This window comes from Sphingopyxis italica, assembly GCF_011926545.1.
GTDB lineage: Bacteria > Pseudomonadota > Alphaproteobacteria > Sphingomonadales > Sphingomonadaceae > Sphingopyxis > Sphingopyxis italica.
This window is the reverse complement of sequence record NZ_JAATIT010000001.1, coordinates 716,374-731,846: the sequence shown is the minus strand read 5'-3', so window position 1 is coordinate 731,846 and position 15,473 is coordinate 716,374. Positions and strand designations below refer to the sequence as shown.

Sequence of the window (15,473 nt, the reverse complement as noted above, 5' to 3'; positions counted from 1 at the left end):
CGCTATGCGCCCGCATCTCGTGGAAATCGTGGGAGGCAGCGCCTTTCCATGCCCGGACGGGGAGCGCGTGCTCGTTGCCATGGAGCGCAGCGGAGCGAGCGACATCGGCGTCGGATGCCGGGGCGGCGGCTGCGGAATCTGCCGGGTACGGGTTATCGAAGGCGCGCATCGGCTCGGCAAGATGAGCAAGGCGCATGTATCGGACGCGGAGCTCCAGGCGGGTTATGCCCTTGCTTGCCGGCTCTATCCTCTCGGTCGTCTGACGATCGAAGTTGTGGAATAAGGTGGAGAAGCGACATGTCGACAAATCTGAAGGCGATTGAAAGCAACTATGGCATTCGCGACGAATATGGCCATCTGATTGGCGGAGAATGGGTCGGGGGCGCCAGCGGCAAGACAATCGCGCTGCTCAACCCTGCTACGGGTGAGACGCTCGCCCGAATTCAAGCTGGGAACGCCGCCGATGTTGGTCGGGCCGTGGCGGCGGCAAAAGCGGCCTTTCCCGCATGGTCCCAGAGCAGCGCGGCGGAGCGGCAGGACCTTCTTTACGAAATTGCGCGCCGCCTCAAGGCGCGCCTTGAAGAATATGCCGTCCTCGAAACGCTGAACAACGGTAAGCCCATCCGCGAGTCGCTGTATTTCGACCTGCCCAACGCGATCGGCCAGTTCGAACTCTTCGCGGGTGCCGCCTACGGCCTGCATGGCCAGACGCTGGACTTTCCCGATGCGATCGGCATCGTGCACCGCGAGCCGCTGGGCGTCTGCGCCCAGATCATACCGTGGAATGTTCCCCTGCTCATGATGGCGTGCAAAATCGCGCCGGCTCTGGCGGCGGGCAATACGGTGGTATTGAAGCCGGCCGAAACGGTATGCCTCTCGGTGCTCGAATTTTTCGTGGAGATGGCCGATATTCTGCCGCCGGGTGTGGTGAATGTCGTCACGGGTTATGGGGCCGACGTCGGAGAGGCGCTCGTAACCCATCCCGACGTGCGCAAAGTCGCTTTCACGGGATCGGTCGCGACCGCGCGCCGCGTGATCCAATATGCCTCGGCGAATATCATTCCGCAGACGCTCGAACTCGGCGGAAAATCGGCGCACATCATTTGTGCCGATGCCGATATCGACGCGGCTGTCGAGAGCGCAACGATGTCGACCGTCCTTAACAAGGGCGAGGTGTGCCTCGCCGGGTCGCGCCTCTTCCTTCACGAGGCAATAGAGGAAGAGTTTCTCGAGAAATTTCGTGATGCGCTCGGCAACATCAGGCAGGGCGATCCGCTGGACCCTGCCACGCAGCTCGGAGCGCAGGCTTCGACTATGCAAATGGAGAAGATCGAATCCTACCTCGCGCTCGCGATCGAGGAAGGGGCGACGGTCTTTGCCGGCGGCGCGCGTTCGGCGGATGCCGGGCTCGCGAAAGGGCATTTCGTCCAGCCGACAATCTTCACCAAGGTCGCAAACGACATGCGAATTGCGCAAGAAGAGATCTTCGGTCCTGTTACCACAGTGCAAAGCTGGCGCGACGAGGACGAGATGATGGCGCGTGCCAATGACACGAGCTTCGGCCTCGCCGGCGGCGTGTGGACCCGCGACCTCGCGCGCGCGCATCGCATTGCAAGGAAGCTTGAAACCGGGACGGTATGGATCAACCGATATTATAACCTCAAACCAAACATGCCGCTCGGCGGATACAAGCAGAGCGGGTTTGGCCGGGAGTTTAGTCACGAGGTGCTCAACCACTATACCCAGACGAAGTCGGTGATCGTGAACCTCGACGAGGGCAAGCTTGGAATGTTCGATCAATAGGGTGACCAATAGTGATCAATAGCATTGCGGTCGTCGGCGCAAACATGGCCGGCGCAAGGGCGGCGGAATCACTGCGCAGCGCAGGTTATGACGGCCATATTCATCTCATCGGCGAGGAGCCGTGGCGCCCTTACGAACGGCCGCCGCTTTCGAAGGAGTTTCTGTGGGAAGGCGGAACGCCTTCTGGAAGCTTCTATCTTCATGACGAGCATTGGTACGCCTCGAACAAGGTCGAGCTCCGCCTGGGCGTGCGAACAACGGCGATCGACCTGCGCGCCGGCGCGCTGAGGCTCGCGTCCGGCGAAGCGGTTCAGGCGGACCGCATTCTCCTGGCAACGGGCGGCGCCGCTCGCCGCCTGCCTTTGCCAGGGGCCGAGGCTGCCAATGTGCACCATCTTCGCACCCTTGGCGACGCCGCCGGCCTTGCCGCCGATCTGCGGCCCGGCGCGCAGATCGTGATCATCGGAATGGGCGTCATCGGCGCCGAGGTTGCTGCCAGCGCGCGGCGAATGGGCTGCAATGTTACCGCTGTTGAGCCGTTCGCTTCGCCGATGATCCGGGCACTCGGGGACCATTTTGGAGCTTGGCTCGGCGAGCATCACCGGATGCAGGGCGTTCGTGCGCTCTACGGCCGATCGGTCAAAGGTCTTCGCCTGAGCGGCGCGAAAGTCTGCGCCGTCGAGCTCGATGATGGCGAAGAACTTGCCTGCGACGCAGTTGTTGTGGGTATCGGGATCGTCCCGGCCGTCGAACTGGCAGCGGATGCCGGCCTGATCGTCGGCAATGGGATCGTAGTCGACGCGCAATGCCGTACCAGCAATCCCGTCATCTTCGCCGCGGGCGACGTCGCCGAGCAACCCGACTTCTTCGGCGGCCGCGTGCGAATGGAGACCTATCAGAATGCAGCCGAGCAGGGCGCAGCTGCAGCGGCCGCCATGCTCGGTCAACCCGTCGAATATTGCCGCCCGTGCTGGTTCTGGAGCGACCAATATGATCTGAACATACAAGTGACCGGGCGCATCGACGCGCAGCAGCAGCTCATCATGCGCGGGAGGGTGGAGGATGATGCCTTTTGCGCATTCTTCCTCGCAGGAGATCTCGTCATGGGCGCGCTGACCGCGAACCGGTCGGCAGATATGGGAGTCGCCAAGCGCCTTGTCGAACGCCGCGCGCGCGTCGGACCGGCGGAGTTGGCCGATGTCGATGTCCCGCTGCGCGAAATATTGAAGAAGTCTGCTTCCTAGGTCCCCGAACTTCAGCCTATCCCGCCTCCGGCAACATAGAGCGTCTGTCCGGTGATGTAGGAGGCCTCGGGGGCGCCGAGAAAACAGATGGCGGCAGCTATCTCGTCGACCTCGCCAAAGCGCGCCATCGGGGTATCGCGCAGCGTCTGCCTTACGACAGCCTCGAACCCTGCCTTGTCTGCCTCGGTGGGCTCGGCCGGATTTCTGGGTGTGACTCTCGTGACGTTCACGCCGCCTGGCGCCACGCAATTGACCCGAATGGGCCTGTCTTCGAGATCCTGGGCAAGCGCCACGGTCAGCGCAGCAACGCCGCCCTTCGCTGCGGCATAGGGCAAGCGGTTGATCCCACGCGTCGCGACCGAGCCGACGTTGACGATCGCACCCTGGCCCGCCGCCAAAAGATGCGGGAGCACGGCATGACAGCACCAGATCGTAGGCCAGAGCGAACGGTTGATCTCAGCCTCTATCTCCTCCGCGCAATAGTCCCAGAAGGGCTTGGCCCAGATCGTGCCGCCGACATTATGGACCGCGACATCGACGCGCCCATGCCGCTCGATCACATTCCCGTAAAGCGAACAGGCGCCGTCTCTTTTCTCAAGGTCGTGAATTTCACCATAAGCGTCGAGCCCGTCGGAACGAAGGCCCGCAACGGCCGCCATCGTGGCGTCCTCGGCGCGGTCAGCGATGGTCACTGTCGCGCCTTCCCGGGCCATTCGGGTCGCAACCGCCAATCCGATGCCTTGGGCTCCGCCCGTAACCACGGCAATTTTATCGGCATATCGCCCGGAGGAAATCATCGTGAGCTCTCCATTATTGCGCAACTAAAATTGATAAATATCAACTGGATAGAATTGTTACGCAATGGTTGATTCAGGAATTACATGTCGCAGCTTGCAAACACAAGGAGTAATGCATTACACTATGAACAACGAAAGGGCCGTGATTCTGCAGGTCCAAAAGGAGAGGGATGATGCGCAGCCGGCTGCTCCGACCCGATGATATCAAAGGCGCCTGGGCCATCGTGCCGACGCCCGCTACCGAAAACGCCTCGGACTGGCGCTCAGAGAACACGGTCGACCTGGATGAAGCCGCGCGGGTGGTGAACGGGCTGATCGACGCTGGAATTGACGGCATTCTCAGCATGGGAACTTTGGGAGAGGCGGCAACGCTCACCCACGGCGAAAAGCTCGATTATATGCGAGCGATTGTCGATGCGGCCGGCGGCCGCGTTCCCGTGTTCGTGGGCACGACCTGCCTTAACACGCGCGATACGATCGCCCTGACCCGGGAAGCGCTTGCGCTTGGCGCCGACGGGACCATGCTTGGCATTCCGATGTGGTGCGCGCCCGCGCTCGACGTTTCCGTGCAATTCTATCGCGACGTCGCCGAGGCCGTCCCCGAAATGAATATCGCCATTTACGCCAACCCCGAAGCGTTCAAGTTCGATTTTCCGCGGGCATTCTGGGCGCAGGTCGCGGAAATTCCCCAGGTCGTGACCGCGAAATATATCGGGGTCGGTACGCTGCTGGCCGATCTCGCGGCCGTGAAGGGCAATATCAAGCTACTCCCCATCGATTTCGATTATTATGCGGCGGCGCGGATGGTCGACGAGATCGATGCCTTCTGGTCCAGTGGCGCCGTTTGCCATCCGCTCGTGACGACGAGTTTGCGCGATATTGTCGCGAAGGCGAGGGCAAGCGGCGACTGGGCGGCCGCGCGGGCGCTGCAGGCGCGTCTGGGCCCCACCGCCGCGCCCCTGTTCCCGAATGGGAGCTTCAAGGAATTTTCAACGTATAACATCGGCCTCGAGAAGGCCCGAATGGACGCTGCAGGGTGGATGAAAGCGGGACCAGTTCGGCCGCCCTATCATCTCGTACCCGAGCCGTTTCTGGCCGGGGCGCGCAAATCCGGCACGATGTGGGCCGATCTGGGACGCGAGCTGGAACGCGAGCAATCCACGCCATTATCATTGGAGGCAATCCCATGACGAAGCTAGATTTGGACTGGCCTCACAATTTCAATGAGATTCCGAAGGAAGTTTTTGTACGCAAGGACGTTTACGACACCGAACTGCAGCGCATTTTTCATGGCGAGGAGTGGCATCCGGTTTGCCATGAGAGCGAGATCCCGGAACGGGGGGATTTCAAGACGTTTCGTCTCGCCGGTATTCCCCTGCTGATCGCGCGCGGCGATGATGGTATCGTTCGCGCCTTCTTCAACGCCTGCTCGCACCGCGGGAACCAGCTCGAAACCGCTCCGATGGGTAACAAGCAGGAATTCGAATGCCCATATCATCGCTGGCTGTTCAGCACGCGGGGGGACCTGGTCGGGTGTCCGAACCAGCGCGAGTTCGTGCCTGGCTTCAACCGCTCCGACTATCCCTTGGCCCAACCCCGGATGGAGAGCGTCTACGGCGTCGTGTTCGTCACCATGTCCGCTCGAACCGAACCCCTTCTCGAATGCCTCGGATCGATCGTGGAAACGCTCCGCGAGCTCGTGGGGGGGGACGGCCGCCTCAAGCTGCTCGGCTACCAGAAGGTCCGGTACAACACGAACTGGAAGTCCTATACCGACAATGACGGCTATCATGCACCGCTCCTGCACCAGGCCTTCAATCTCCTAAACTGGCAGGGCGGTAAGGGGCGCCAGTTCACCAGCACGAAACGGGGCCATATAGGCTTTGAATCCGAGCTGTCGGTTGCCCGTGGCGATACGATGCTCGAAGATCCGTCGATCATCGAGTTCAAGGGGCAGGACCCCTCCGTCGGATCCCGGATCGTCAGCCTCTTTCCGACCTTCGTTGCAACGAAGCATTTGGACGTTATCAACCTGCGGTTCGCGACGCCCATCGATCATGAGCGGGTCGAAGTGCATTACGCTTATTTCGCGCATGCCGATGACGATGAGGAGATGGTGCGGCACCGCTTGCGCCAAAGTTCGAACCTCTTGGGTCCGAGCGGCCTGATCAGCATGGAAGACGCGTCGATTTTTCACCGGATTCATATCGGGAACCACACGCCCGGCGCGGCCATCTTTCAAAAAGGTGTCCGTGACAAAGAGAAGATCGAGGACGAGTTCCTTCAGAACGACGAGAGCGGAAATCTTCCGAGATGGGAATATTATCGGGAAATAATGGGTTTCGAAAGGCGCGCAGCATGACCTTGGCGCCCGAAAACTTTAATCGCGCGCTCGACGACTTGCTCGTCGCGGACGCGGACGCACTCGACAGCAAGGATATGCAGCGCTGGCTATCCAACTATGTGGAAGAGGACGACGCATCCTATATCTGTCTGTCGCGTGAAAATGAGGAACAGGGGCTCGCGCTGGGCTTCATGTACGACGACTGCCACGCGCGCCTGCTCGACCGAGTGACCTATATCACGAAGATATGGGCCGGGACATTTCAGGACTATCGAACTCGGCATTTCGTTCAGCGCGTCGCGGCGGACCGAATTGATGATAACACCTGGAAAGCGCGGTCCAACTTCAGCGTGTTCATGACGCCCGAAGACAGCGGCGTGTCCGAAGTCCTCGCGACGGGGCAATATGAGGATCTCGTTCGAGAAGGCGCGGATGGAGATCTTAAGCTTCTTTCCCGTCGCACCCTCCTCGATACGACGGTACTACCCCGCTATCTGGTCTATCCGATCTAGTCACACCTGGGAGCGATGGTGAGAGCCAGCGCCCTTGGATATGTACGTCATCGGGGTGACAACGGCCCTCAGGCCGTCGTCCAGTCGCGTGCGCCAAAATGGCGTTCGAGCATCGGGCGCATGATGTCCCATCGCTCAAGCTGGCTCCAGTGTCCCGACCTATCGAGAACATAGAGTTCGGCATGCTGGAGATGCTCAAGCAGATAGAGGCTCGTATCGAGAGGGACGATCCGGTCCTGCCTGCCGTGAAAAATCAGCACGTCGTGCGGAAGCTTGCCCAAGATCGACGGCGGCATTGCAAGCGTTTCGATCCCGACCTTCATCGAATCGATCATCTTCGACGCGATGGACATGACAGCGGGATCGGTCGCAATTTGATAGCGCGACGATACGATCTCTTCCATTCCTTCGAACTTGTCAGCGTCATAGGCGAAGCTGTGCATCAGCTGGCGATATCGCGCTGGGCGCGGATCGGAATAAAAGGAGAGCAGCCGAACCAACTCCGGCGTCCGCGGCGCCGGGGCACCTATCGACCCCATGAGAATGACCTTATCGAATCGTTCGGGCGTTTCGCTCAGAAGCTGCAGTGTCAGCGCGCCGCCCATCGAATTTCCGACGATATGGGCGCTGTCGATCTCAAGCGCGTCCATCAGTCCGAGGCATTGTTCGACGCGGACACCGATCCACGCCATGACATTGTCCGGGAACGGATCCGGTATGGTGGACTGGCCAAATCCGATCAGATCGGGTGCGATCACGAAGAAATTTTCGGCGAGATCGGGCATTAGGTGGCGCCAGTTTGATGCGGCGTGCGCACCCGGCCCGGCGCCATGCAGAAGTAATATGGCAGGCTTCTTGGGATCGCCGGCGATCATCGTGTGCGACGTAAGCCCGCGTCCTTCGATTTTCTCTTCCCGGATGACATCCGAACCCATGAAATCTCTCCCTTCCGTCTTATCGATGGCATTCCATCCGACCTGGACATTGCACAATGGCTATCGTGTTGTCCATTGTAAACTCTAGCGACCTGCCGACTGGACTCTCATATCTCATTGTGCAATGCATTTGCCAGATAAGCAATTGTGGGACGGGGAGTAGCCGAGATGGACGACGAGACTGTTGCATCGCTCGCGCGTGAACTGGATGTCGCCGAGGCGAGCCAAACACCCGTCCGGCAGCTGTCGCTTCGCTTCCCTCAGATGACGATAGAAGATGGATATCGCATCGCCCGCGCGTGGGTTGAGCTCAAGAAGGCGGCGGGACGTCGGTCCATTGGCCGCAAGATTGGTCTGACATCGCGTGCGATGCAGGCGTCTGCTGGTATCACCGAGCCCGACTATGGCACGTTGCTCGATGACATGGCGTTCGAGGAGGGGAGCGAAATTCCCATCGATCGCTTCATCAATCCGAAGGTCGAAGTCGAATTGGCCTTCATTCTCTCCCGGCCGCTGGGTGGTCCCGATGTGACGACACGGGCTGTTCTCGCTGCCACTGAATATGTAGTGCCCGCCGTGGAGATCATCGACAGCCGCGTTCAGCCGATCGACGCGGAGACCGGCAGCGCCCGGAAAATCCAGGATACGATTGCCGACAACGCGGCGAATGCCGGGATCGTCCTCGGCGGCCGGCCCATCCGGCCGGACGCCATCGACCTGCGATGGGCCGGCGCCATATTATCTCGCAATGCCGTCATCGAGGAAACAGGAATTGCGGCTGGCGTGCTAAACCATCCAGCGCGAGGGGTCGCGTGGTTGGCAAATCGCTTGTCGCAGTGGGGAGAAGAGTTGCAGGCGGGCGAAATCCTGCTGGGCGGTTCTTTTACCCGCCCGGTCCCTGTGTCGCGCGGCGACGTGATATCTGCGGATTATGGCAGGCTCGGCTCGATCGCGATGCGGTTTGTCTGACATGTCGTCAGCAAATCCTCCCAACCATTTCAAAGTCGCGCTCGCCGAAGGGCGGACGCAGATGGGATTCTGGCTGGCGCTGGCGAACGCCGACATCGCCGAAATCTGCGCCGGACTGGGGTTCGACTGGCTCCTTGTCGATGCCGAGCACGGACCGCAAACTCTGCCCGGGATAATCGAGCAATTGCGGGCAATAGCGTCCTGCCCGCCCTGCGCTGCCGTCGTGCGCGTGCCTTCATCAGACCCCGTCGCGATCCGTCAAATCCTCGACTTGGGAGCGACGACCCTCATGGTTCCGATGGTCGAAACGGCTGAGCAGGCCTTCCGGTTGGTCGAAGCATGCCGCTACCCCCCATCGGGCAGCCGAGGCATCGGCGGTGCAAGGGCATCGCGCTGGGGCGGCATTGCGACCCATGTTGCCGATGCCAACGAGCGGCTTTGTCTGATTGCGCAAATCGAGACGATTCAGGGTGTCGAGAATATCGAAGCAATCGCCGGCGTCGACGGGATCGACGCGCTGTTCATCGGTCCAGCCGATCTGGCAGCGTCGGCCGGGCTCTTGGGAAGCGCCAACCGGGAGCGGGTGCGCGAGCTCACGATGGGCGCGTTGTCCCGCATCCTTGCCGCGGGAAAGCCAGCGGGAATTCTGTCGCGCGATCTCGCGCTTCTCGATGCACATCTCGCCGGCGGCGCAAGCTTCGTCGCTGTCGGAATAGATGCGTTCGCCCTCGCCGATGCGGCACGCGGGCTGCTCGATCGATTCCGCCAGTGACCGCGATCCGCGCGCCGGTTTTGGCCTTGCACAATAAGCAACGGATTGTATGCTGTGTCCAAATAGGAAATCGGGAGCGGGCTATGCTAGTGCCGAATCGACCGGATACAGGCGGCCTCCGCCGGCGGGGGCGATGACGTTGCAAAAGATCGTGATCGCGATCACCGGCGCGACAGGATCAATCTACGGTCTGCGTCTGCTGGAAATGCTGCGTGAAGATCCGAGCTGCGAAACGCACCTCGTGGTCTCCCAGGCAGCCGTGCTCAACATCCGCGAGGAACTGCCGCTAACGCTGAAAAAATTTGAAGCGTCGGCTGACGTGGTTCATAACATACGGAATGTCGGCGCCAGTATCGCGAGCGGATCGTTTCTCTGTGACGGCATGATTGTCGCGCCCTGCTCCATGCGCACCCTTGCGGCGATCGCCAATGGGCTCTCCGACAATCTGATCACCCGAGCTGCCGACGTCATGCTCAAGGAGCGTCGTCCATTAACGCTCATGGTGCGAGAGACGCCCCTGAACCTTGCCCATCTTCGAAACATGGCAGCCTGTACCGAAATGGGGGCGATAATTTTCCCACCCGTCCCGGCGTTCTACGCTCGGCCATCGTCGATCGACGAAATCGTCGACCATAGCTGCATCCGGGTCCTCGACCAGTTCGGCATCCATCGGGCCGCCGATCGCCGATGGACCGGACTGAAGGGCGCAGAAGTGATGCCTCTGGCGCAGGCGGATAAATCGGAAAGGACAATTTGATGGCGGCAGTGCTGATGCGCCGGGAGCTATTGGGCGCCGGGGTTTTTTGCGCGGGTCTGGTTGGAGCCTCCCGCTTCCGGTCAGGAAGTGCGGCGGACGAAGAGGCCGTTCTCGTCGTCAGCCAGCCAAGGGTTGAGGAAAGCGAGCGTTTTGCCGCGTCCCTCATATCGTCTTCGAAAAAGTCTCTCGCGCTGGATGTCGGAAGCGGGCTGGATGAGTTGCTTGGCGACTGGCCCCGCGGCGCGCAGGTGATTGCAGGCCTGACCTCCGACCCCGCTGCAATGATTGCGGCCCAGTTGCTCATCGAGAGTGGAGCGGAGCCTTTGCTTCGATGGGAACATTCCTATGAGGCGGGCCGCTGGACACACCGCATCGGCGCCGCCCCCGGCTTGGGCGCGCTCCCGCAATATACTTGGCCCGCCGTCGTTGCGCAGAAAGTTCGCGATGAGCTGGACGGCCACAAATCATCACCGCGCCGGGCCGCGTGCATTTCGGGGGAATGTGCACTCGCCTCGAATAGCCCCGGCCTACTTGTGACCTGGGCCTTTCGGCTTGCCGGAGAAACGCGGTGAGGCCGCCGCTGCCCGAGGGAATTGCGGCGGCCGACTTTTCACGGGCCCTCGATGAACTCGCAGGCGTCGTCGGCAAAACCTGGGTTTTCGTCGACGAGCTTCCGCTGTCGACTTACCGCGACGCGTATTCGCCGCTTGCCGATGGCACTCTGCTTCCTTCTGCCGCCGTCGCTCCGGAAAGCGTCGAACAGGTGCAGCGGATCCTTGCCATCGCCAACAGCTTCCGATTGCCGATCTGGACCATCGGGACTGGACGGAACTTCGCATATGGCGGGCCGGCACCCCGCAAATCCGGATATCTTGTCCTCGATCTGAAACGGATGAACCGGATCATCGAAGTCAACGAAAAATATGGATATGCGCTGGTCGAGCCGGGCGTTTCCTACATGCAGCTTTATCGCCACCTGCAGCGGATCGGCAGCAAATTGTGGATCGATCCGGCAGCGCCCGCCTGGGGCGGCGTCATGGGGAACGCGCTCGAGCATGGCGCCGGCTACACGCCCTATGGCGATCACTTCATTATGCAATGCGGGATGGAAGTTGTGCTTGCCGATGGCCAGGTCGTTCGCACGGGCCAGGGAGGCATCTCTAACAGCAAGCATTGGCAGATCAGCAAACATGGGCTCGGACCGCAGTTCGATGGCATGTTCACCCAGTCGAATTTCGGCGTCGTCACCAAACTCGGCATCTGGCTGATGCCGGAGCCGCCCGGTTACAAGCCGTTCATGATCACCTTTCCACGCGAAGAGGATCTCGAGCAGATTTTCGAGATCACGCGCCCGCTCAAGGTGAATCAGGTGATCCCTAACGCAGCGGTCGCGGTCGACCTATTGTGGGAGGCCTCGGCGAAGACCACGCGGCGACATTATTATGACGGCAAGGGGCCGCTCCCGCCGTCGATCCGGACGAAGATCGCCGCGGACCTCAATCTCGGGATGTGGAATTATTACGGCGCCCTCTACGGACCACCGCCCATGATCGAGAATAATTGGAAATTGATCGAGGAGGCATTCAGCAACATTCCGGGCGCCAAGTTCCACTTCGCGCGCGAGAATGATCCTGCGTGGGATTATCGCGTTAAGCTCATGCGCGGCGAACCCAATATGACCGAGTTCAGCATCATGAACTGGATCGGCGGAGGGGGACACGTCAACTTTTCCCCGATTTCCGCGCCCGACGGGGCGGAAGCCTTGGCTCAATATAATCTGATCAAGAAACGCTGCCACGAATTCGGCTTCGACTACATCGGTGAGTTTCTGGTCGGCTGGCGGGACATGCATCACATTTTGATGATCATGTACAATCGGGCCGATGAAACGATGCGCAAGAGCGCCCACGATCTCTTCAGTCTCCTGGTGGACGAGGCCGCGGCGGCAGGGTTCGGCGAATATCGTACCCATCTCGCCTTCATGGACCAGATTGCTGGAACCTATCGTCACAACGACGGGGCGCTTTGGGATCTCCATCACCGCCTGAAGGACGCTCTCGATCCCAACGGCATTCTTTCGCCCGGAAAGCAGGGCATATGGCCGAAGTCGGCGCGTCCCTGATGCCACGCGACCCACGCTCCCAGGAGATTCATGATGCGTAAGGACGAAGTGAGGGGGCTTGACCACTGGATCGGCGGGTCACCGGTTGCCCCTGGCGACGGCGCTTATTTCGAAAGCCTGAACCCGATTGACGACAGTCTCTATTCCCGGGCGGCTGCCGGGACTCCGGCCGACGTCGATCGAGCAGTTGAGGCGGCCGACACGGCCTATCGCCGGAACCGCGACCTTTCCGCAGCCGCGCGCGAGGGATGGATGATAAAGGCTTCGGCTCTCATGGAGCGTGACGCATCGCAATTTGCCGACACGCTCGTTGATGAAATCGGCTCGCCGATCGCAAAGGCCGGTTTCGAGACCCGGTTCGCCACGAGCTTCTTGCGCGCGGCCGCAGGCGTTCCCCGGCGCATTCGCGGCGAGACTATTCCATCCGATGCGCCCGGCCGCGTCAGCATGAGTTTTCGCGAACCGGTCGGAGTCGTTGCCGGCATTACGCCGTTCAACGTCCCGCTGATCAAGGGGATCAAGCAGTCGGCCATGGCGCTCGCGACGGGCAATGCCTTCGTCCTGCTTCCGTCGGAAGCGGCACCGCGCGTGGCCGATCAACTCGCGCGCCTCTGGGAGGAAGCAGGCGTGCCCGAAGGCCTGTTCAACATTGTATATGGGGACGGCGCCAAAATCGGCGATGCGCTTACTGGCCATCCCAAGGTTCGCGCGATCACCTTCACGGGCTCGTCCCGGGTCGGGCGGCATATCGCGCGCATCGCAGCTGAAGGCTTCAAGAAATATACCCTCGAACTCGGCGGGAAGAGTCCTCTCGTCGTCTGCGCCGACGCCGACATCGAAAAGGCCGTGGCGGCCGCGATCTTCAGCATCTTCATGTATCAGGGCCAGGTGTGCATGGGGGCGTCGCGTATCTATGTCGAACGTCCGATCTTCGACCGGTTCTCCAAGGCTTTCGCTGCTGCAGCTGCGAAACTCTCATCCGGCGATCTGCGCGATCCCGCAACGATGCTGGGTCCTATCATTTCCGGGCGTCAGCGCGCGCGCGTGCGGCAGCATATCGATGACGCCCGCGGCAAGGGAGCCGAAATACTCGCCGGGGGCGAATGGACGGGCCATGTGTGCCATGCGACCATCCTCTCCGGTGTCCAGCCCGGGATGGAGGTAGCGGCCCAGGAAACCTTCGGGCCGGTCACGTCGCTCTATCCGTTCGATGACCTCGATGAAGCCCTCCGGCTTGCCAACGACACCGAATATGGCCTGAGCGCCGCGATCTTCACGCGCGACATCGACAAGGCGCTTCGGTTCGCTCGCGAAATCGAGTCCGGGATGGTCCATGTCAACGCGCCCACGTTGCACGACGAGCCTCACGTGCCGTTCGGCGGTTCCAAGGCTTCCGGATTTGGCCGCGAGGGCACCGAGGCCGATCTTGAAATCATGACCGAGTGGAAATGGGTGAGCATCCAGACCGACGCGGCCGTTGGGGGAGCACACTGATGTCTCAAGGAAAGTCAGCCATTCGCGCCAACCTCGCCGATCGCGCAAGAGGCGTCGGATCGCTGCGCGATTTTCTGGAGCTCCTCGAAGAATATGGGCAGGCCATCACCTGGACGGACCGGATCATGCCCGAGCCCGACCTGCGCAACATTGCCGTGGCCGCATCGCGCGATGTCAACCATGCTCCTGCGATCCTGTTCGACAATATAGCGGGCTACCCCGGGAAACGCACGGTTGTCGGGGTGCACGGCTCTTGGGATAATATCGCGCTGCTCCTGGGTCAGCCAAAAGGCACCACAATCCGGGATATGTTCTTCGACATAGCCGGGCGCTGGGGCGATGCCTCTGCCCAGATCAGCCGCGTTTCCGAGGGGCAGGCGCCTGTGCATGAGTGCCGGCACGAGGAGAATATCAATCTCTACGACCTGCTGCCCGTGTATCGCATCAACGAGTTTGACGGTGGCTTCTATCTGGCCAAGGCGTCGGTGGCTTCGCGCGATCCGTTGGATCCCGACAATTTCGGCAAGCAGAATGTCGGTATCTACAGGCTTCAGATTCAGGGTCCCGATCGCTTCAGCCTGATGACGATCCCGTCGCATGACATGGGACGCCAGATTCTAGCGGCGGAACGCGAAGGGTTGCCGCTCAAGATTGCCGTCATGCTTGGCAATCATCCCGGCGTCGCATTGTTCGCAGCAACACCAATCGGCTACGACGAGTCCGAATATGCTTATGCCTCGGCGATGATGGGAGCGCCGATCCGGCTGACGAATTCCGGCAACGGTATCGACATCCTCGCGGATAGCGAGATCGTCATCGAAGCCGAGCTCCAGCTCGGCGAGCGAGTCTTCGAGGGGCCGTTCGGTGAATTCCCAGGATCCTACAGCGGCGTGCGACGCGCCCCTGTCTTCAAGGTGACCGCCGTCTCGCACCGAAAGAACCCTATATTCGAGAATATCTACATCGGTCGTGGCTGGACGGAGCACGACACGCTGATCGGTCTTCATACGTCGGCGCCCATCTATGCACAGTTGCGCCAGACCTTCCCCGAAGTCACCGCGGTGAATGCGCTGTACCAGCACGGACTGACAGCGATCATCGCGGTCAAGAACCGGATGGCGGGCTTCGCAAAATCCGTGGCGCTCCGCGCGCTTGGTACGCCCCATGGCCTCATGTATCTGAAAAATCTGATCATGGTCGATGGCGATATCGATCCCTTCGATCTCAACCAGGTCATGTGGGCCCTGTCGACCCGGACGCGCGCGGAGGACATCATCGTCCTGCCGAACATGGCGATGGTCCCGATCGACCCCGCTGCCGTGACGCCGGGGAAGGGGCACCATCTGATTATCGACGCAACAAGCTATCTCCCGCCCGATCCGGTGGGCGAGGCACATCTGGTCACCCCGCCCACCGGCCAGACTATCGATGACCTCGGCAAACGGATCCAGGCGATGCAACGAGGCGAGACGCTATGACTGCACCCCATTGCCCGCGATGTGGCTCCGACGCTTCGATCCCTGATTTCCGCGGCGTCGATGGCGAGAAAACGATTTGGACAATCCATCGCTGCACGGCCTGCTGTTTCTCTTGGCGCGACAGCGAGCCGGCGAGTGCGATCGACCCGCGCGTGCGCGCCGAGGAGTTCGCGATCGATGTTTCGGAGCCGGATCTTTTTCCGATCGTCCTGCAACCTTCGACCATGCGGAAATAGGGGGTGATCA

16 protein-coding genes are annotated in these 15,473 nt (G+C 60.9%); 14 read left to right on the top strand and 2 right to left on the bottom strand.

Going from position 1 to position 15,473, the window contains the following annotated elements; genetic code table 11:
* The first annotated feature begins 4 nt into the window (after nt 1–4).
* From GGR90_RS03170 to GGR90_RS03160, 3 genes are read left to right on the top strand one after another with little or no spacing between them, the layout of a single operon-like run.
* Nucleotides 5–283, top strand: a complete 279-nt coding sequence (locus GGR90_RS03170; RefSeq protein ID WP_037557647.1) for a 2Fe-2S iron-sulfur cluster binding domain-containing protein — start codon at nt 5–7, stop codon at nt 281–283.
* A 14-nt stretch (nt 284–297) separates the two neighbouring features.
* On the top strand, nt 298–1,803 hold the full coding sequence (locus GGR90_RS03165) for an aldehyde dehydrogenase family protein (protein WP_037557648.1): 1,506 nt from the start codon (nt 298–300) through the stop codon (nt 1,801–1,803).
* Between the two features lie 11 nt (nt 1,804–1,814).
* Nucleotides 1,815–3,047: an NAD(P)/FAD-dependent oxidoreductase gene (locus tag GGR90_RS03160; RefSeq protein WP_231732771.1), complete on the top strand. Its 1,233-nt coding sequence runs from the start codon at nt 1,815–1,817 to the stop codon at nt 3,045–3,047.
* A gap of 11 nt (nt 3,048–3,058) precedes the next feature.
* On the opposite strand, the gene GGR90_RS03155 is transcribed toward GGR90_RS03160, so the two are convergent.
* Nucleotides 3,059–3,844, bottom strand: coding sequence for a 1,6-dihydroxycyclohexa-2,4-diene-1-carboxylate dehydrogenase (locus GGR90_RS03155; protein ID WP_037557649.1), 786 nt, complete (start codon nt 3,842–3,844; stop codon nt 3,059–3,061).
* Between the two features lie 173 nt (nt 3,845–4,017).
* Between GGR90_RS03155 and GGR90_RS03150 the strand changes: the two genes are divergently transcribed.
* The 3 genes from GGR90_RS03150 to GGR90_RS03140 are packed head-to-tail and all read left to right on the top strand — an operon-like array spanning nt 4,018 to nt 6,700.
* On the top strand, nt 4,018–5,034 hold the full coding sequence (locus tag GGR90_RS03150) for a dihydrodipicolinate synthase family protein (protein ID WP_037557715.1): 1,017 nt from the start codon (nt 4,018–4,020) through the stop codon (nt 5,032–5,034).
* Nucleotides 5,031–6,206: an aromatic ring-hydroxylating oxygenase subunit alpha gene (locus GGR90_RS03145; RefSeq protein WP_037557650.1), complete on the top strand. Its 1,176-nt coding sequence runs from the start codon at nt 5,031–5,033 to the stop codon at nt 6,204–6,206. The genes GGR90_RS03150 and GGR90_RS03145 overlap by 4 nt, the downstream gene beginning before the upstream one ends.
* Complete coding sequence (locus tag GGR90_RS03140) at nt 6,203–6,700, top strand: aromatic-ring-hydroxylating dioxygenase subunit beta (protein ID WP_037557651.1); 498 nt, start codon at nt 6,203–6,205, stop codon at nt 6,698–6,700. The genes GGR90_RS03145 and GGR90_RS03140 overlap by 4 nt, the downstream gene beginning before the upstream one ends.
* A gap of 68 nt (nt 6,701–6,768) precedes the next feature.
* Here the strand turns inward: GGR90_RS03140 and GGR90_RS03135 are convergent, their stop codons facing one another.
* On the bottom strand, nt 6,769–7,635 hold the full coding sequence (locus GGR90_RS03135; protein ID WP_037557652.1) for an alpha/beta fold hydrolase: 867 nt from the start codon (nt 7,633–7,635) through the stop codon (nt 6,769–6,771).
* A 168-nt stretch (nt 7,636–7,803) separates the two neighbouring features.
* On the opposite strand from GGR90_RS03135, the gene hpaH reads away from it, so the two are divergent.
* The 8 genes from hpaH (at nt 7,804) to GGR90_RS19740 (ending at nt 15,463) form a co-directional block, all read left to right on the top strand.
* The gene (gene hpaH / locus GGR90_RS03130) at nt 7,804–8,604 is read left to right on the top strand and encodes a 2-oxo-hept-4-ene-1,7-dioate hydratase (RefSeq protein WP_037557653.1); all 801 of its coding nucleotides are present in this window, start codon (nt 7,804–7,806) and stop codon (nt 8,602–8,604) included.
* Nucleotide 8,605: 1 nt separating this feature from the next.
* Nucleotides 8,606–9,376: an HpcH/HpaI aldolase family protein gene (locus GGR90_RS03125; protein WP_037557654.1), complete on the top strand. Its 771-nt coding sequence runs from the start codon at nt 8,606–8,608 to the stop codon at nt 9,374–9,376.
* Nucleotides 9,377–9,509: 133 nt separating this feature from the next.
* Nucleotides 9,510–10,133 (top strand): UbiX family flavin prenyltransferase, encoded by a 624-nt coding sequence (locus GGR90_RS03120; protein WP_231732769.1) that lies wholly within the window; start codon nt 9,510–9,512, stop codon nt 10,131–10,133.
* Nucleotides 10,133–10,705, top strand: coding sequence for a hypothetical protein (locus GGR90_RS03115; protein ID WP_052182497.1), 573 nt, complete (start codon nt 10,133–10,135; stop codon nt 10,703–10,705). Before GGR90_RS03120 ends, GGR90_RS03115 begins: the two co-directional genes overlap by 1 nt.
* Complete coding sequence (locus tag GGR90_RS03110) at nt 10,702–12,255, top strand: FAD-binding protein (RefSeq protein ID WP_167919378.1); 1,554 nt, start codon at nt 10,702–10,704, stop codon at nt 12,253–12,255. Before GGR90_RS03115 ends, GGR90_RS03110 begins: the two co-directional genes overlap by 4 nt.
* Nucleotides 12,256–12,288: 33 nt before the next feature.
* Nucleotides 12,289–13,749, top strand: coding sequence for an aldehyde dehydrogenase family protein (locus GGR90_RS03105; protein WP_037557719.1), 1,461 nt, complete (start codon nt 12,289–12,291; stop codon nt 13,747–13,749).
* The gene (locus GGR90_RS03100; RefSeq protein WP_167919376.1) at nt 13,749–15,227 is read left to right on the top strand and encodes a non-oxidative hydroxyarylic acid decarboxylases subunit C; all 1,479 of its coding nucleotides are present in this window, start codon (nt 13,749–13,751) and stop codon (nt 15,225–15,227) included. Before GGR90_RS03105 ends, GGR90_RS03100 begins: the two co-directional genes overlap by 1 nt.
* On the top strand, nt 15,224–15,463 hold the full coding sequence (locus tag GGR90_RS19740; RefSeq protein ID WP_037557656.1) for a non-oxidative hydroxyarylic acid decarboxylases subunit D: 240 nt from the start codon (nt 15,224–15,226) through the stop codon (nt 15,461–15,463). The genes GGR90_RS03100 and GGR90_RS19740 overlap by 4 nt, the downstream gene beginning before the upstream one ends.
* The last annotated feature ends 10 nt before the right edge of the window (nt 15,464–15,473 follow it).